The organism is Kluyvera sp. CHPC 1.251 (assembly GCF_036759945.1).
Lineage (GTDB): Bacteria > Pseudomonadota > Gammaproteobacteria > Enterobacterales > Enterobacteriaceae > Kluyvera > Kluyvera sichuanensis.
Window position 1 is genome coordinate 68,168 of sequence record NZ_JAPKIC010000006.1, and the last position, 15,993, is coordinate 84,160.

General features: G+C 54.5%; 17 protein-coding genes and 1 tRNA gene. 5 read left to right on the top strand and 13 right to left on the bottom strand.

Going from position 1 to position 15,993, the window contains the following annotated elements:
- The first annotated feature begins 176 nt into the window (after positions 1 to 176).
- A complete protein-coding gene (dnaG, locus tag V6940_RS13135; RefSeq protein WP_185668406.1) occupies positions 177 to 1,919 on the top strand; it encodes a DNA primase in 1,743 nt (580 codons plus the stop codon).
- Between the two features lie 153 nt (positions 1,920 to 2,072).
- Positions 2,073 to 3,917, top strand: coding sequence for an RNA polymerase sigma factor RpoD (gene rpoD, locus V6940_RS13140; protein WP_333496172.1), 1,845 nt, complete (start codon positions 2,073 to 2,075; stop codon positions 3,915 to 3,917).
- Positions 3,918 to 4,035: 118 nt separating this feature from the next.
- Here the strand turns inward: rpoD and mug are convergent, their stop codons facing one another.
- Positions 4,036 to 4,542, bottom strand: coding sequence for a G/U mismatch-specific DNA glycosylase (gene mug / locus V6940_RS13145; protein WP_333496173.1), 507 nt, complete (start codon positions 4,540 to 4,542; stop codon positions 4,036 to 4,038).
- Between the two features lie 126 nt (positions 4,543 to 4,668).
- Here mug and V6940_RS13150 point away from each other — a divergent pair.
- Positions 4,669 to 4,744: transfer RNA gene (locus V6940_RS13150), tRNA-Ile, on the top strand.
- A 157-nt stretch (positions 4,745 to 4,901) separates the two neighbouring features.
- Here V6940_RS13150 and V6940_RS13155 read toward each other — a convergent pair.
- From V6940_RS13155 to V6940_RS13190, 8 genes are all read right to left on the bottom strand, one after another.
- Positions 4,902 to 5,120, bottom strand: a complete 219-nt coding sequence (locus V6940_RS13155; protein WP_200023908.1) for a DNA-binding transcriptional regulator — start codon at positions 5,118 to 5,120, stop codon at positions 4,902 to 4,904.
- Between the two features lie 66 nt (positions 5,121 to 5,186).
- Positions 5,187 to 6,356, bottom strand: coding sequence for a phage late control D family protein (locus V6940_RS13160; RefSeq protein ID WP_333496174.1), 1,170 nt, complete (start codon positions 6,354 to 6,356; stop codon positions 5,187 to 5,189).
- Positions 6,353 to 6,838, bottom strand: coding sequence for a phage tail protein (locus V6940_RS13165; protein ID WP_001630830.1), 486 nt, complete (start codon positions 6,836 to 6,838; stop codon positions 6,353 to 6,355). The genes V6940_RS13160 and V6940_RS13165 overlap by 4 nt, the downstream gene beginning before the upstream one ends.
- Positions 6,839 to 6,850: 12 nt before the next feature.
- Positions 6,851 to 9,292 carry a phage tail tape measure protein gene (locus V6940_RS13170; RefSeq protein WP_333496175.1) on the bottom strand — a complete coding sequence of 814 codons (2,442 nt, stop codon included), beginning with the start codon at positions 9,290 to 9,292 and terminating at the stop codon, positions 6,851 to 6,853.
- The gene (locus V6940_RS13175; RefSeq protein WP_325176008.1) at positions 9,285 to 9,440 is read right to left on the bottom strand and encodes a GpE family phage tail protein; all 156 of its coding nucleotides are present in this window, start codon (positions 9,438 to 9,440) and stop codon (positions 9,285 to 9,287) included. The genes V6940_RS13170 and V6940_RS13175 overlap by 8 nt, the downstream gene beginning before the upstream one ends.
- A complete protein-coding gene (locus V6940_RS13180) occupies positions 9,437 to 9,772 on the bottom strand; it encodes a phage tail assembly protein (protein ID WP_271374612.1) in 336 nt (111 codons plus the stop codon). Before V6940_RS13180 ends, V6940_RS13175 begins: the two co-directional genes overlap by 4 nt.
- A gap of 63 nt (positions 9,773 to 9,835) precedes the next feature.
- Positions 9,836 to 10,354: a phage major tail tube protein gene (locus V6940_RS13185; RefSeq protein ID WP_001207674.1), complete on the bottom strand. Its 519-nt coding sequence runs from the start codon at positions 10,352 to 10,354 to the stop codon at positions 9,836 to 9,838.
- Between the two features lie 15 nt (positions 10,355 to 10,369).
- Positions 10,370 to 11,557 (bottom strand): phage tail sheath protein, encoded by a 1,188-nt coding sequence (locus tag V6940_RS13190; protein ID WP_333496176.1) that lies wholly within the window; start codon positions 11,555 to 11,557, stop codon positions 10,370 to 10,372.
- A gap of 144 nt (positions 11,558 to 11,701) precedes the next feature.
- On the opposite strand from V6940_RS13190, the gene V6940_RS13195 reads away from it, so the two are divergent.
- A complete protein-coding gene (locus V6940_RS13195; RefSeq protein WP_442910819.1) occupies positions 11,702 to 12,151 on the top strand; it encodes a hypothetical protein in 450 nt (149 codons plus the stop codon).
- Between the two features lie 2 nt (positions 12,152 to 12,153).
- Positions 12,154 to 12,597, top strand: a complete 444-nt coding sequence (locus tag V6940_RS13200) for a tail fiber assembly protein (RefSeq protein WP_333496177.1) — start codon at positions 12,154 to 12,156, stop codon at positions 12,595 to 12,597.
- Here V6940_RS13200 and V6940_RS13205 read toward each other — a convergent pair.
- The 4 genes from V6940_RS13205 to V6940_RS13220 are packed head-to-tail and all read right to left on the bottom strand — an operon-like array spanning position 12,569 to position 15,993.
- On the bottom strand, positions 12,569 to 13,174 hold the full coding sequence (locus V6940_RS13205; RefSeq protein WP_333496178.1) for a tail fiber assembly protein: 606 nt from the start codon (positions 13,172 to 13,174) through the stop codon (positions 12,569 to 12,571). The two genes, V6940_RS13200 and V6940_RS13205, sit on opposite strands and share 29 nt — an antisense overlap.
- Positions 13,174 to 14,487: a phage tail-collar fiber domain-containing protein gene (locus V6940_RS13210; protein WP_333496179.1), complete on the bottom strand. Its 1,314-nt coding sequence runs from the start codon at positions 14,485 to 14,487 to the stop codon at positions 13,174 to 13,176. Before V6940_RS13210 ends, V6940_RS13205 begins: the two co-directional genes overlap by 1 nt.
- The gene (locus tag V6940_RS13215; protein ID WP_333496180.1) at positions 14,484 to 15,092 is read right to left on the bottom strand and encodes a phage tail protein I; all 609 of its coding nucleotides are present in this window, start codon (positions 15,090 to 15,092) and stop codon (positions 14,484 to 14,486) included. Before V6940_RS13215 ends, V6940_RS13210 begins: the two co-directional genes overlap by 4 nt.
- Positions 15,085 to 15,993 carry a baseplate assembly protein gene (locus tag V6940_RS13220; protein ID WP_333496181.1) on the bottom strand — a complete coding sequence of 303 codons (909 nt, stop codon included), beginning with the start codon at positions 15,991 to 15,993 and terminating at the stop codon, positions 15,085 to 15,087. Before V6940_RS13220 ends, V6940_RS13215 begins: the two co-directional genes overlap by 8 nt.

Sequence of the window (15,993 nt, forward strand, 5' to 3'; positions counted from 1 at the left end):
AAAGGAATGCGCGGCTTGTTTTCGTTTATAAATCAGCATTTACACAAAATCATTCAGGCTGCAGCAAGGCGGCAAGCGAGTGAATCCCCGGAGCTTACATAAGTAAGTGACAGGAGTGAACGAACGCAGCCAACGCAGAGACAGTTTGAAGGATGAAGTGTAAATAAACGGGGCTTATGGCTGGACGAATCCCACGCGTATTCATCAATGACCTGCTGGCACGCACCGACATCATCGATCTGATTGATGCCCGAGTGAAGCTGAAAAAGCAGGGCAAGAATTACCATGCGTGCTGTCCGTTCCATAACGAGAAAACCCCCTCTTTCACCGTGAACGGTGATAAGCAGTTTTACCACTGCTTCGGCTGCGGTGCGCACGGTAACGCCATCGACTTTTTGATGAACTACGACAAGCTCGAGTTCGTTGAAACCGTTGAAGAACTGGCGGCCATGCACAATCTTGAAGTGCCGTACGAAGCCGGAACAGGCCTGAGCCAGATAGAACGTCATCAACGACAGAATCTCTATCAACTCATGGAAGGATTAAATGATTTTTATCAGCAATCCTTCACGCAACCCATCGCCGAGCCTGCACGCCAGTACCTGGAGCAACGTGGCCTTAGCGCCGAGATTGTCCAGCGCTTTGCTATTGGTTTTGCACCCCCAGGCTGGGATAACGCCTTAAAACGTTTCGGCGGTAATGTCGACAACAGAAAGCTGCTGCTCGATGCCGGAATGCTGGTCAACAACGACCAGGGAAGAACGTACGACCGTTTCCGCAATCGCGTGATGTTCCCGATTCGCGACAAACGAGGCCGGGTAATTGGATTTGGTGGCCGCGTATTAGGTAACGATACGCCGAAATACCTCAACTCCCCGGAAACCGATATTTTCCATAAGGGTCGTCAGCTTTATGGCCTTTATGAAGCCCAGCAGCATAGCGCGGAACCCCAGCGCCTGCTGGTTGTCGAAGGTTATATGGATGTCGTTGCCCTGGCGCAATACGGTATTAACTACGCCGTTGCTTCGCTGGGTACATCGACCACGGCCGACCACATCCATATGCTGTTCCGTGCGACAAATAACGTGATTTGCTGTTACGACGGCGACCGCGCCGGGCGCGATGCCGCATGGCGTGCGCTGGAAACGGCCATGCCTTACATGACCGACGGTCGTCAGCTACGCTTTATGTTCCTGCCAGACGGTGAAGACCCGGATACGCTGGTACGTAAAGAAGGCAAAGAGGCTTTTGAAGCCCGGATGGAGCATGCACAACCGCTCTCCGTGTTCTTGTTCAACAGCCTCTTACCGCAGGTTGACCTGAGTACGCCAGACGGCAGCACCCAGCTTGCAGCGCTAGCGCTACCGTTAATCAGCCAGGTACCTGGCGATGCGCACCGTATTCAGTTGCGTCAGACGCTGGGCCTGAAGCTCGGTATTTTTGATGACGCGCAGCTTGATCGTTTAATGCCAAAACAGGCAGAAAGTGGTGTTGTACGCCCGACCCAGCAGATAAAACAGACGCCTATGCGTATACTGATAGGACTGCTGGTGCAAAACCCAAATCTGGCACCACTTGTCCCCCCAATGCATGGGGTGAGTCAGACGAAGCTACCAGGGCTCAACCTGTTCACCGAGCTCGTAAGCCTGTGCGTTGCGCAGCCGGGCCTGACAACAGGCCAGCTGTTAGAGAATTATCGTGGCACAAGTGAATACTCAACACTTGAAAAACTCTCAGCCTGGAACGATATAAAGGATGAGAACGTTGAAAAAATGTTCACCGACACACTCAACCGAATTTTTGATTCAATGCTTGAACAGCGACAGGAAGAGTTGATAGCTCGCGATCGCACACATGGTTTAAGCAGTGAAGAACGCAGGGAGTTCTGGGAAATCAGACAGGCCCTGGAAAAAAAATGAATTCAACGGCTTAAGTGCCGAATACCGATCGGGAAGCCCCCGACAGCCGCTCGAGGCGCAGCGGCACTAATATAAGTACGCCCTCGCTTTAAATGTTGGCGGTTCGTTCGCCGACCGACACCAATCAAATGAATTAAGTGTGGATACCGTCTTATGGAGCAAAACCCGCAGTCACAGCTCAAGCTTCTTGTCCAACGTGGTAAGGAGCAAGGCTATCTGACCTATGCCGAGGTCAATGACCATCTGCCGGAAGATATCGTCGATTCAGATCAGATCGAAGACATCATCCAAATGATCAACGACATGGGCATTCAGGTGATGGAAGAAGCGCCGGATGCCGATGATCTGTTGCTGGCTGAAACCTCCAACAACACTGATGAAGACGCAGAAGAAGCGGCTGCACAGGTTCTGTCCAGCGTGGAATCTGAAATCGGGCGTACCACCGACCCGGTGCGCATGTACATGCGTGAAATGGGTACGGTAGAACTGCTGACCCGTGAAGGCGAAATCGACATCGCTAAACGCATCGAAGACGGGATCAACCAGGTTCAGTGTTCCGTTGCCGAATACCCAGAAGCCATTACCTATCTGCTGGAACAGTACGATCGCGTTGAAGCTGAAGAAGCGCGTCTGTCTGACCTGATCACCGGTTTCGTTGACCCGAACGCTGAAGAAGATATGGCGCCTACCGCCACTCACGTCGGTTCCGAACTGTCTCAGGAAGAGATGGATGACGACGATGAAGATGAAGACGAAGACAGCGACGACAGCAGCGACGATGACAACAGCATCGACCCTGAGCTGGCACGTGAGAAATTTGGCGAGCTGCGTACTCAGTACGAGATCACTCGCGACACGATCAAAGCAAAAGGCCGTAGCCATGTCAGCGCTCAGGAAGAGATCCTGAAGCTATCTGAAGTGTTCAAGCAGTTCCGTCTGGTACCGAAGCAGTTCGACTACCTGGTAAACAGCATGCGTACCATGATGGACCGCGTGCGCACCCAGGAACGTATCATCATGAAGATGTGCGTTGAACAGTGCAAAATGCCGAAGAAGAACTTCATCACCCTCTTCACTGGCAACGAAACCAGCGAAACCTGGTTCAACGCGGCTATCGCGATGAACAAGCCGTGGTCTGAAAAGCTGCACGACGTGAAAGACGACGTTATGCGTAGCCTGCAGAAACTGCAGCAGATTGAAGAAGAGACCGGCCTGACCATCGAGCAGGTTAAAGACATCAACCGTCGTATGTCCATCGGTGAAGCGAAAGCCCGCCGTGCGAAGAAAGAGATGGTTGAAGCAAACTTACGTCTGGTTATTTCTATCGCGAAGAAATACACCAACCGCGGTCTGCAGTTCCTTGACCTGATTCAGGAAGGCAACATCGGCCTGATGAAAGCGGTAGATAAGTTTGAATACCGTCGCGGCTACAAGTTCTCCACCTACGCTACCTGGTGGATCCGTCAGGCGATCACCCGTTCTATCGCAGACCAGGCGCGCACCATCCGTATTCCGGTGCATATGATTGAGACCATCAACAAGCTCAACCGTATCTCCCGCCAGATGCTGCAAGAGATGGGCCGTGAACCAACGCCGGAAGAGCTGGCCGAGCGCATGCTGATGCCAGAAGATAAGATCCGTAAGGTGCTGAAAATCGCCAAAGAGCCAATCTCCATGGAAACGCCAATCGGCGACGATGAAGATTCGCATCTGGGTGACTTCATCGAGGATACTACCCTCGAGCTGCCGCTGGACTCTGCGACCACCGAGAGCCTGCGCGCTGCCACCCACGACGTTCTGGCTGGCCTGACCGCCCGTGAAGCGAAAGTCCTGCGTATGCGTTTCGGTATCGATATGAACACCGACCACACGCTGGAAGAAGTGGGTAAACAGTTCGACGTTACCCGTGAACGTATCCGTCAGATCGAAGCGAAGGCGCTGCGTAAACTGCGTCACCCAAGCCGCTCTGAAGTGCTGCGTAGTTTCCTGGACGATTAATCGCCCCGGTCAAAAACGTAAAAAGCTCCCTGATGGGAGCTTTTTTTTCGCCAGTGAATCCCGGCGACTCGGGCCTGTAGCCCGGCCAAGCGCAGCGCCGCCGGGATCGGCTCAATGCCTATAAACCGCGCGCCTTCAACGCCACATCCAATTCCTGATACGCCTCTACCAGCTTATCCAGCGTAATCCGGCTCAGCCCACTCGGGTTCGGCAGCACCCACACCTCGGTATCACCAATCATGTAGGTCTGCTTACCCCACGTCGCCCCGCGCTGCCCTAAGCCGCGCTCAAAGGCCTGTTTACCAAGCACCGCCAGCGCTGCTGGTTTGTAATGCTCAACCTTCTCAATCAGCGCCTGCCCGCCGCTACGCAGTTCCTGCAAGCTGACCTCACTCGCCTGTACCGTCGGGCGCTCAACCAGCTTGGTCACGCCACAGCGGAATGCCAGCATCTGCTCAGCGTCTTCCGGCTTCAACTGGTGTTCAGTAAACCCCGCAAGATGCAGCACCTTCCAGAAACGGTTCGCCGGATGGGCAAAGGGATAGCCCAGAGAAGAAGATGACAGCCCCGGGTTGATGCCGCAGAACAACACCCGCAGCCCCGAATCAATAATGTCCTTAACCATAATTTTCTCGACCAATGCATCGTGAGACCAGTATAACGAATTGAAAATGCATTGTTTATAAAAACAGCATGTGCGCGCTTAGCGCTGGATTGGCGCCCATTGTTACTTTATAATCGTCCGCTACCTGGCCCCTTAGCTCAGTGGTTAGAGCAGGCGACTCATAATCGCTTGGTCGTTGGTTCAAACCCAACAGGGGCCACCAAATTTAAACAATAAATACATGCAGTTAGTCCACTCTCGCGAGTGGCCTTTTTGTTATCTCATTTTCGAGTGGCGATAGAATGGCGGTGGATTTTTTACCGCCACTTTGCTGAGGGCATAAAAAAACCCGCGCGCAGCGGGCATTTAGCGGAAATTTATCAGAGCCACAATGGCCGCTGACCACCGACAGTCGGGTGCGGCGGTACCGGGTCAATGGCTCCCGGAGTAACAATAAAGCGCTCTATCGTTTCCATTGTCATAAACGTGCAACTACAGTTGATGTTCTGGCACTGGTGGTAGCGCTCTTTCGTATTTTCGGTTAGATAGCGGCTTGTTCGCGCATGTGCGGCATGATGGCACTTCGGACAATGAAACATAACCCACCCCTTATTCTCAATTCGTGAAAAAATGATAATCATCAATTCACTTTTTGTGAATATATTTTATTCATCATCCGATTCCGCGCTGTACTCCACATCAGAGAGTTTAACCTCAAGCTCTAAGCCCGTCGTGAAGCCGCTATTATTCAGATTGTGAGTCACCTTACTGATTAACCAAGATTGCTCGTCTATGACGCGCTTAAAGCCTGACACACGCACCGGTGTCTCAGGGAATAAATCAGCCCTACCAAGCGCCAGCGTAATTGAAAACTCCGCAACGCCTCGCTGTAGCTTATCCCACTTAGCCTGAGCGGCGCGCATCGCCTGCGCCTTAGATGCGTAGACGGTCGTCAGCGCCAGCACGTTATCGGCCTCACCGGCCATATACTCACCCTCGCGCGCCTCCGGCTCTTTTTTGGCCTTTGTCTTTTTGCTGACCGGCTTTGCTTTCGGATGCTCCAGTGCGCGCAGGTGCTTCTCTTTTGGCTTACGTTTCAGCGTCACTTTTTGCTTTTGCGGTTTTGGGTCTTTGGTGTGCAACCATTTTGCTGTTACGCCGGTGTAAGCCCCACGGTCGGCAATGGCAAACTGGTGACGGTCGCCATCGCTGCGGGTCAGCGTCATTTGCGGGACGGGCTTGCCACTGGCCGTCATCGCACTACCGGCTTTCAGAAACAGGAGTTTACCCACTTTCACTGACACCGCCGCCCCATTGCGGTCAGCCAGCCTGGTCAGAAATACGGCGTCGGACTCCTGTGACTGGTCGATATGCGGCACCGGTATTTTTTTCAGTGAATCCGCGACACTGGCCGTCAGTTTATTGCGCTTTGCAATGGTGCTGACCAGTTCGCCGAGGGTGGTGTCGTGCCACGATTCTTCACGCCGTGAATTGAGCGTTCCGCGAAAGTCTGCACTACGCGCCCGGATGGTCAGGGTATCAGGCGCGCCCCGATGCTCAATCTCATCGACCGTGAAATCGCCCTTATTCAGAAGCGCGGAACCCTGCCACCCAAGCCACAGCGTCAGCACCGCCCCGCGCAGGGGTAACTCGACTTTGCCGTCGGTGTCGTCGAGCTCAATGTCGAGCTGGTCAGCCTCAAAACCCCGGTTGTCGGTCATGGTAAGAGAAATCAGGCGGTCGCTAAAATTGCTGGTAATGTCCTGACTATTCAGCGTCAGCATAAATGCCGGTGCAAGGCTGGTACCGGCGTCAATGGTCATACCCGTAATCATGCGGTCAGCCCTCCGAGCGCACCCTGTAGCTTATCAGTAAGATTACCGGCAGAGCCGAGAAGCTCGCTGGCCTGCTTATTCAGGTCGCCAAACATTGCCGTCAGTGATTCGTCGACCCGTTTCAGCGAAAGGGTGAAATCAATCTTTCTGGCCGCTCCGTCGCTGAAAAACTCGGCATGCGTGGTCGACACCTTATCGACGATATACATCCCGAAGATATTGCCGGTTCCCTCAATAAGCGGCCATGCTCTGCCCTCGTCGGCCATCAATTCAACAGCCAGCAGGGATATGCGACCGCCGGTAATAGCAGGGTAAAGCGTACCGGCAAGCTGGATCGAGTTCTCCCCCTCGCCGAGAAACTGATATGCAGGAGGTTTGCCGACCCGGTCATTAGACGCCCAGCGATAATCTTTCGAGTGTTGCATCGACTGATAAGGCAGGGTGCGGCGTTCAAACACAAACATTCCAAGCGCAAGCATCATCGTTTATTCCTCTCAGTCATGGCCCATACTGGCACGCTGACGCGCACGCTTTTCGCGCTCAATCTGTTCGAGCGTGTCGCGTAGCTGTCTGTCAAGCTGATGCCCCGGCGCAACACCTCCCGGCAGAGTGATGTTGTACTCGCTTTTGCTCTGGTCAATGTAAGAGCGCCCTGCAGGTGCGGTAACTGGCTGATAAGCCTGATAGCCGCCATATGTGCTGGTTGCCGGGATGTAGGAATTACCCTGCGTGGCGGCGTTGGTTTTGGCGGCAGTCTGGTCGAGGCTGTCCGATTCTTTGTTGATGATGCCGAGTTTTTCGAGAAGCCAGTCGACACCGCTGCGCAGCTTGTTAAAAACATTGAGCGGAGCCATCAAGGCAGAGGCCAGTGCCTGACCAAAAATAACGCCGACATTTTTGCAGCTATCAAGCGTCTCCTGCGTGGCCTTGACCGGGGCAATCAGGTCTTTAAACCATTGCCAGACGCCGCGCAGCTTCTCACCGAGTCCGTCAAAGATTGGAGCCAGTGGAGCGAACATTTCCCCGACCGGTGCAAAGGCGCTCATGATGCCCTCAATCACCCCCGAGAAAAATGCGCTGATGGGCTCCCAATATTTGCGGATGAGTAGCGCCCCGGCCACAATCGCCGCACCGACGGCCACAATCGGCCAGGTAATCGCACCGAGCGCTGTCACAATGGCACTACCAGCAACAGTAAAGACCGTACCCAACACGCCAGCAGCGGCGATAATGGCGTTAATCCCCATGACAACCGGCCACGCAACGAGACCAATGCCGCCGATGATACCAATCAGAGCAAGTGCGCCACCGGCAATAATGCCGATAGTTGTCGCCAGACCTTTGTTTTTCTGGATCCAGCCGTCGAGCTTTAATACGTATTGTGTGGCGGTTTGGGTGAGTTTACGCAGCGAGCCCTCTTGCTGGTCAAAAAGGTCGGTACCGACTGCCTCATAAGCCGACTGGAACTCTTTAAAGTCGCCGCCGAGGTTATCCTGCATAACCTTAACCAGCTCCTCGGTTTTACCGTCCGAGGCTTTAAACGCGGCAGTGAGCCGGTCAAGTTTGCCGCTTGAGGCTGCTTCCATCAGCACCGCCGCCGCCGAGCTGGCCTCCTCGCCGAATATGGTTTTCATGTACTCGCCACGCTGGCTTGTCCCGAGGTTGTTTTTCTCAAAGCTGCGCTGCATTTCTTTCAGGATGGAGAATATCGGGCGCGTGTTCCCCTTGCTGTCGGACGTTTTGACGCCGAGTTCCTTAATGGCCTCAAACGCTTTTCCGGTGGGAGCCTGCAGGCGGCTGAGAATGGCGCGGCTACCGGTACCCGCCATTGACCCGGTGATTTTGGCGTCGTGCAGCGCACCGACCATTGCGGCGGTTTGCTCGATGCTCACCCCGGCATTTTTCGCCACTGGCGCGGCATAGGTCAGCGCGTCGCTCAGTCCGTCAAAATCGGCGGCGGTTTTGTTCATTGTCATCGAGAGAACGTCGCCAATGTGAGCAATCTTGTCGTTTGAAAGTTGAAACGCTGATTTCATCCCGGTCAGCAGCGCAGCGTTTTCCTCCATTGAGCGCCGGTTTGACAGCGCCATATTCAGCGTGACTGGCGTCGCCGCCTGAATGGCTGCAGCGTCACCGCCGCTTTTCGCAATGATGATTTGCGCGCTCGCTGCGTCATCTGCAGAGGCTGCAGTATTGTCGCCGAGCTGGCGCGCCTGTTTGCGTAACGCCTGCATTTCTGGCGACTGCTTATCGACTCCGAGCACGGCCTGCAGTTCGGAATTTTTCTGCGCAAAGTCATAACCGGGCATCAGTAATTTAACCCCGGCCATCGTTCCCGCTGTCGCGATACCGACCCCGGCAGCACCGGCTGCGGCCATGTTACCAGCAAGCTCTTTACCTGATTTATATCGCTCTTTCACCCGGCTTAATTTCGCCTGCTGCGCACTGACGCGTGCCAGTGCTTCGCGCTGGCGGTTAAGCTGCGCCGTCGTTTCGCTGATTGAGGTTTTGAGCCGACGCTCATCGGCAGAAAGAGTGCGGGTATTAATACCGGCCTGCATCAGCTCGGAGCGCTGACGCTGCACCGACGTTCTCAGGCTGTTGTATTTCGTCTGCAGCTCAGAGGCGGCACGCTTTGCCGCTTCGAGTGCCTGCGCCTGCGCGCGGGTCGGACTGGTGGTGTTTTTAAACTGCACGGCCAGCTCACCGGCTTCGCGTTTCGCTTTCTCAAGCGATTGACTGGTCACGGCCAGTTGTGCGCTTGCCTTACGAAAGCCGTCGATTTTCGACGCCTGACCGTTCAGGTCACGCAGCCCCTTTTGTGTGTCGCGAATATCATCCGACAGGGTTTTACTCGCGGTCTGGATGGATTTAAGCGGTCGGGTCGCCTGGTCGACCGCTTTCAGCAACACCTCAAGCCTCAGGTTATTACTCATTGTGGTTTCCGCTACGCTGTAGCGCCTTTTCGCGCCATGTGATGAGCTCGGTCAGGCTCAGGGAATAGAGCTCTGATGGCGACCAGTGGAATATCACTGCAATATCCGCCATCAGGTCATCGGTCGACAGGTTGGGCGGGAAATCTATTCCGCCGAAGCCGGTGACAAAAAACCAATCACCTTAGCGGCCAGCGACAACATATCGGGCAGGTTCATCGCGGTCAGTTCCTGCGTGGTGAGCGCGGGATAGGTCATACGGGGCAGGACTTTAATCAGCGCATCGACCTCAGACTGCGCCACCGCCGCCAGACTGACACCGCGCAGGGTACCGGCGTTCGGCTCAATCAGGGTGACTTTATCAATCGTCTGACCGGCACGCTTAATCGGCTTGTCGAGGGTCACGACGTTCGGGTTTACGGTGTCAATTTCATTGCCAGCCGTATCAACAAATTCAGCGGGTTTACGTGGTGCTTTTGCCATGATGTTTTTCTCTGCTCTGAATAGGGATTAATAACCGGCCAGCAGTGCTGACCGGTCAGGGAATTACAGCCCGATTGCGCGGCGGTGCTGTTCCAGACGGTCGACGCCGTTCACCTTCTCGACCATGTTGACGGTGTCGATTTCGATGACGTCGCTACCATCAATCGTGAGGCGGTAGTAGGTGCAAACGGTCGACAGTTTGGTCGAGGTGTTTTCACCCTGCTTATTCTCGCCGCCGTCGATTTCTTTATGACGGCCACGCATGACCACCTCGACCGCGATGATTTCGCCGGTGTCGTCGCGCTGGTAAGAACCAGCAAAACGCAGCGGCACGGCGTCCGCACCCGGCGCGGCGTACTGCGCCCACAGCGCCACATCGGGCAGGCCACCGACAGACCATTCGACGGTGAGCGCATCGTCGTCGAGGCCGAGGTCAATCGCCGCCGCGCCATTCATGCCACCGCCGCGATAGTTTTCGAGCTTGCGGGTCAGCTTCGGCAGCGTCACGGATTCAACAACGCCCATGTAACTGAGTCCGTCATTGAACATGTTCAGATATTTGAGTTTGCGGGGTAGTGCCATGTTGTTTCAGGCTCCTTAGCTGTTGACCGATTCGGCCAGATTCACCAGATATTTATCGGTGATACGCTGGCGCAGGGTCAGGCTTTCCAGTGGTGGAACCGGCGTATAGTCGTAGTCGATATACAGTTTCCCGGCCTTGAGGGTTTCCTTATCGTTCGATTCCTCGTCGAACCAGCATTCGCCGTCCACGATGTAGCCGTTAGTTTTCAGCTCGCGGAATTTGGCATTGATGCCGTCGACAATGTCACGGATAAGCGATGCGGTGATGGGCTTATCGACCGCCCACATGTGCGCCTCGGCCATCGTGTCGGCCAGCACCTGCGCGGTGCGGGTGTAGCTCTCAAACAGGAAAAGCGGGTCATCAGAGCAGGTGCGGTTACCCCAAAAGCGGAAACCATCCTTGCGCACCAGCGTCGTGACCCCGGCCTCGTTGAGCAGGTCAGCATCGGTGCCGGATGCCTGCAAATCCCAAAAGACTGACGCACTGATGCCGGTGACACCCTGCACGCCGACGTTAGACAGGGTTTTGTGCCAGCCGACAGTCTGGTCGATGTAGGCGCGCAGGCCGAGCGCGCGAGCGGTGGCGTAGGCTTTTGCGGTGGCGTTAGTGGTGGTGTCCCATGCGAGGAAGTCAGGCCAGATGACCATCAGCTCGCGCTGACTGAAATTCTCGCGATAGGCCATCGCCTCGGAAATGGTTTTACAACCCCATGCGCTGATATAGCCAAAGGCGCGCAGGCTGATACAGACCGAAGCAAGTGCGACTGCGACCTCTTTGGTATCGAGACCCGGCACGCCGAGAATGCGCGGCTTAACGCCGGTGACCGCTTCGGCAGTCAATAGCGCCTTAATGCCGGTGTATTTACCGTTCTCATCCGTGCCGCCGATGATGTTAGAAATGGTCTGCGCCTGAGCTGCATCCGGGTCATCGTCGACACCTTCGGCAACGCGCACAACAACGGTGACGGGTTTTGACTGGTCGGCGATAGCCTGCAGGGAGGCAGACAACGTGCCTTTTTTACCGGCTTTCGCAATGGCGCTCTGCACATTGGTAATCAGTACCGGCTCGTTGAGGGGGAATGTCTCGGCATCCGCATCGCTGGCCGTGCAGACCATGCCGACGATTGCGGTTGCAACAGTGGAAATGACGCGGGTGCCGTCGTTAATCTCAAGCACCTGCACTCCGTGGTGAAAATCACTCATCCGGTTAACTCCGTGGTTAGTGGGCGAGTGTTATTGTCCTGACTGGTCTGGTGAGGGGCTATTTATCGGCGATGGATAGCCGATGGCACATAAACAATTCATAAAAAAGACGGGCATCAGCCCGCCATTCTTTCAAAGGTTGGTTTGGGAGAAGCGGCAAAACGGAATGTGGGCAACGGGGAAAACCAAATCCCTGATATGTCTTTCTGGACGGTTACTGGTGGCAATGGAAATTTTGTGATTCGTCAACCTGACGGGCTAATCATTCAGATGGTTACTGTAAGTATAAGCGGTCCAGTGGCGATGAATGGAATGACTGATAATGCTTATGCCATTACAGGTTCTAATAAGTCTTATATTGCCACAGCCACATTGCCCTTTGTATTTCCTAATAAGGTGCTGGGCGTTATCCCTCTGGTATCAACAACAGCTTATGGTGGTGTATCCAGTAATATTACAGGTTCATACGCGACGGCGGCTTGTTCTTTTGCCGCTGTCAGGGGGAATAATACGATTATGTTCAAAGTCGACAAACCACTGAATGCAGCCTTTCCTTCAGATACCAGCGTCTCAGCGTTAATCATTGGACGGTAAGAATGAACTCAGTATTCTTTTCACCCGGAAGTAAAAGTTTTTATCTGCAAGAATTGTTTCCAGAATATGAGGATGCGGGAACGCTTCCTGATGATGTTATTGAAATTACCAGAGAAACATATGAGCAATTTCTTGGTCTGCATCCAGAAGGGAAAGAAATTGGCGCTGACAGTTCAGGACGACCAGTATGGATTAATTCCCCACCGCCTTCAAAAGAGGATGATGTGTTGATGGCTGAAATGAAAAAAATATCTTTGGTTTCAGAAGCCAATACTTACATCAATACCCATCAGTGGCCTGGCAAAGCTGCTATTGGTCGTCTGAAAGGTAACGAGCTGGAGCAATATAATTTATGGCTGGATTATCTGGACGCACTGGAACTGGTTGATCCCTCCAGTGCTCCAGATATTGAATGGCCTACGCCTCCGGCAGTTCAGGCCAGATGACATTCGGCGCGGTGCTGGTATCTGTTGCCTTCACTGCTTTAATGTAGCCAATCCAGGCAATAAGACTTTCTTTATCTTCATCGCTGATAATTCCTAACTGTAGTTCCGTTTGCCACAGACTGATTTTTGAATTTGCGGCGTTCAGCAGATTTGTTTTCTGTTGCTCGGCTGCAGCCACGTTCGCCGCGTTCTGTTCTTCGCTATCGGTAACCCAATCTGTGCCATTCCATTTATCAAACTGCGTTGATGGTGCTTTTGTGGTGGTTCCTTCCGGGTATTCTCCCAACTGTGAAACTGCCACAGGTTCGCCAGTTTCCGTGCTGTAAACAGTTTCGCCGCGATGGTCTGCAACGTATTCCCAGCCGGTCAAATCAGCCTTCCGGCAGACAGCAAAGCCGTCCTTTTTGCTGATTGGCGCATCTACGCAGGAATTAGCGGGAACACCAACACCGAATGGCAGATATTCAACGGATGAAGAAAGATATTCCCGCGTTTCTCCATCGTAGCTGTAAACGGTGATAAACCCAGCTTCTGTGGCGAACCCGTTTTCATCTAATGAAATTTCTTTTGCGGTCATTATACTGCCCTTACAATGTAGTTGAATGCGATGTTGCGCGGTCGGTTCTCTGACGCCGTGGGAACAACATTGGATGCGTCAAAGGTAACATCTCTTGCAGTGCCGCCACTGTTAGAGTCAGCGGACGTGCTCCCCCTGCTGCTCGTTGTGAATGCCCCTGAACCAGAAGGTTGAGTGTTAAATCTGACGTCACCAAGCTGGCCGGTAATATTTCTTATTGCATCACTCTGCGCAGACAAAATAGCACGCCCAGAATCAACCCCGCGCTCATCATCCCAGCCGCGAATAAATTCACCGCGCAAATCCGGTAATTTATTTGTCGGGTAAGACTTTGCCAGTTCCGGGTATTCTTCAGCAGAAAAATCCGCACCATTGCATTTCAGCCAGCCTGTTGGCGGAGTGGCTGAAGGCCACGGAACAGGGACACCAACAGGTAATGCAGAGCCTTCTCCCAAACCAAGGTTTTGGAGAAACTTCGCCACGTCAGGAATATCCCCGCCGTTTTGGCTTTTCTGCATCGCTCCGGTGATACGTGCATCATCACCCGCCGCAACAGTATTGGCAGTTGTACCGGTGTTTTTCGTCGAGCTGTCGCCAAGTTGCAGATTCTGGCGCGCCAGTGCCGGATTAGGTAAATCGGAGAGATTACGTTCTTTAGCCAGCCGTGCATTCGCGTTATCCATCGCAATTTTTACGGCTTTCGGGGTTGCCGATTGTGTCTCGCGGTCATCCGTCACACTGCTGTTAAGCTGCGTAAAACCTTTAGCGGTAGTGGTTGCATCTGGATGGTTGCGCGACTGTTCGTGGGCGCGCATGATCCCGTCAGCGTAACTCTTCACCTCGATAACTTTATCGTCTACATACTGGCGCGTAGCAAGTACGACTGACGGGTCGATTTTCAGGGTAATAGCCGACGTGCTCGATACAATCAGAATCATGCGAATGGTCTGAGTGCGTCCGCTTCCCTCCTGCAGTTCCGGCTTGTAGGTCTCCGGACAGTTCGCCACGGCAATCAGGATGCCGTCATCATCGTAAAGACCAATCTCGCGGATCCAGAAACCGCCCTCATTCTCGGGAATAATCTGTTCCGCGATAATCTGGCTGGTATTGGCCGGGTCAACGGTCAGCAGGTTCAGCGGCGCAATGCGTTTCTGGTTAATGAGCTTCGTCTGCGCCGGGTCAGGGGTCGGCAGCACACCATTAGCATCACCGACGGCCATCTGCGTCAGGTTGAGCTTGGTGCCGAGTGCCGCCGCGTTCGCCAGTCGCGCCGCGCCCTGATTGGTCAGAATGGCAAAATATTTTGCGGTCATGCGTTCACTCTCAGGTTATCAATCAAATGGATGGCCGAGGCCGGGTAATATTCACCGCCGACGATAATTTCCTCGGGGGTGTAGGGGTAAACGGTCAGCGCGTCGCCGTCGTAATATCCCGCGCCGACATACAGCTCGCCGGTGGTACTCAGACTGATAGCCAGCCCGGTCAGGTGACGGCTTGCCGGTTTGGCGTCTTCAATCAGGCGCTCAAGCTCCTGATACATTTCGTCAGTGATGCCACGGTCGAGCACGCCGACAACAAGGCGGAATGTGCCTGGCTCCTCGTCGAGCTGCCACCACTCGTGCACCTCAATCAGAAAGCCGAGCGGCTCAACCACCCGACGCAATGCGCTGATGGTGCCTTTGTGCTGATGGACGAAAAACGAGGACGAGCAGACGCTGCGCTTTGTTGCCTCCGGCCACTTCTCATCCCACCGGTCGACCGACAGCGCCCACGCCAGATACGGCAGCAGGTTTACCGGGCAGGTACGCCAGTTCCACAGAGTGCGCAGCGGTACCGGCACGCGCTGAATCTCAGCGAGTGCGGCAGCGGCGGCGACCTCCAGCGGTGACGAGCCAACGGGTAACAGCCGGTCACTCATCCGAGCCCCCGATAGTTATCTGGTACTCGGTGCAGTTCGACGCCTGAGACTTACTCAGCACAATGTCTGCCTGAGGTGATGCCAGCTCGACACGCTGCACCCCCTCAACATGCAGTGCCGCGTAAATGGCCGACAAGCGGATATCACGCCCGAGGCGGTGCTGCGCGCTGATGTAGCTCTGCAGCTTTTGCTCTGATGCCTGCCTGATGGGCTCAGACTCGGGGCCGGGGTAAACGTAGAGCGTCGCGTCAATCTGGTACGGCACAATCTCGGCTGACTGGACAGTCACCCTGTCAGCCACCGGGCGCACATCTTCGGCGTTCAGCGCTTTGTCAACAATCGCCAGTAGTTCAGGGCTGGCAGTGCCGTCACCCTCGCGCGATAGCACGGTAATCGTCACGCAGGCTGGCGACGGACTTGCGACCGAGACGTCAGCGACCCGCCCGTCGGCGCTGCGACCGTGATACTCATATGCGCCGACCGGCCCCGCCACGCTCAAGCCCTCAAACGCCTGTTGCGTGCGCAGACGCAGGTCGGTATCGGATTCCATAACGGCAGGCGTCGGCGGGATGGTAGTGTCATCCGCCGGGGTGATGGTCAGGCGTTCGGTATTGTTGTTCCCGGCCACGACGTCAAGGTCGTTACCGTCGGAATAGGCCAGCGTCACCGCCTGCGCGGCTTCGTTCACCCGCTGACGCCAGATAACTTCACGGTAGGCGTTTTCCTGCAGCAGCTTAACAATCGGTTCCGATTCGAGTGCCAGCGTCCGGGCAATGGCCTCCTGCTGGTCTTCGGGATAGAGCGAAATCAGCGTCGCAATGCGTTCCGCAAGGATGGTTTCATAGTCCAGTTCCTCAACCACGTCGGGAACGGGTAACTGACTCAGGTCAACAGTTGCCAT

Bases quoted from the DNA above. Each gene is read 5' to 3' on its own strand.
- dnaG (WP_185668406.1), top strand. From the start codon at position 177: ATGGCTGGACGAATCCCACGCGTATTCATCAATGACCTGCTGGCACGC.
- rpoD (WP_333496172.1), top strand. From the start codon at position 2,073: ATGGAGCAAAACCCGCAGTCACAGCTCAAGCTTCTTGTCCAACGTGGT.
- mug (WP_333496173.1), bottom strand. From the start codon at position 4,542: ATGGTTAAGGACATTATTGATTCGGGGCTGCGGGTGTTGTTCTGCGGC.
- V6940_RS13155 (WP_200023908.1), bottom strand. From the start codon at position 5,120: ATGTTTCATTGTCCGAAGTGCCATCATGCCGCACATGCGCGAACAAGC.
- V6940_RS13160 (WP_333496174.1), bottom strand. From the start codon at position 6,356: ATGATTACGGGTATGACCATTGACGCCGGTACCAGCCTTGCACCGGCA.
- V6940_RS13165 (WP_001630830.1), bottom strand. From the start codon at position 6,838: ATGATGCTTGCGCTTGGAATGTTTGTGTTTGAACGCCGCACCCTGCCT.
- V6940_RS13170 (WP_333496175.1), bottom strand. From the start codon at position 9,292: ATGAGTAATAACCTGAGGCTTGAGGTGTTGCTGAAAGCGGTCGACCAG.
- V6940_RS13180 (WP_271374612.1), bottom strand. From the start codon at position 9,772: ATGGCAAAAGCACCACGTAAACCCGCTGAATTTGTTGATACGGCTGGC.
- V6940_RS13185 (WP_001207674.1), bottom strand. From the start codon at position 10,354: ATGGCACTACCCCGCAAACTCAAATATCTGAACATGTTCAATGACGGA.
- V6940_RS13190 (WP_333496176.1), bottom strand. From the start codon at position 11,557: ATGAGTGATTTTCACCACGGAGTGCAGGTGCTTGAGATTAACGACGGC.
- V6940_RS13200 (WP_333496177.1), top strand. From the start codon at position 12,154: ATGAACTCAGTATTCTTTTCACCCGGAAGTAAAAGTTTTTATCTGCAA.
- V6940_RS13205 (WP_333496178.1), bottom strand. From the start codon at position 13,174: ATGACCGCAAAAGAAATTTCATTAGATGAAAACGGGTTCGCCACAGAA.
- V6940_RS13210 (WP_333496179.1), bottom strand. From the start codon at position 14,487: ATGACCGCAAAATATTTTGCCATTCTGACCAATCAGGGCGCGGCGCGA.
- V6940_RS13215 (WP_333496180.1), bottom strand. From the start codon at position 15,092: ATGAGTGACCGGCTGTTACCCGTTGGCTCGTCACCGCTGGAGGTCGCC.
- V6940_RS13220 (WP_333496181.1), bottom strand. From the start codon at position 15,993: ATGGCAACTGTTGACCTGAGTCAGTTACCCGTTCCCGACGTGGTTGAG.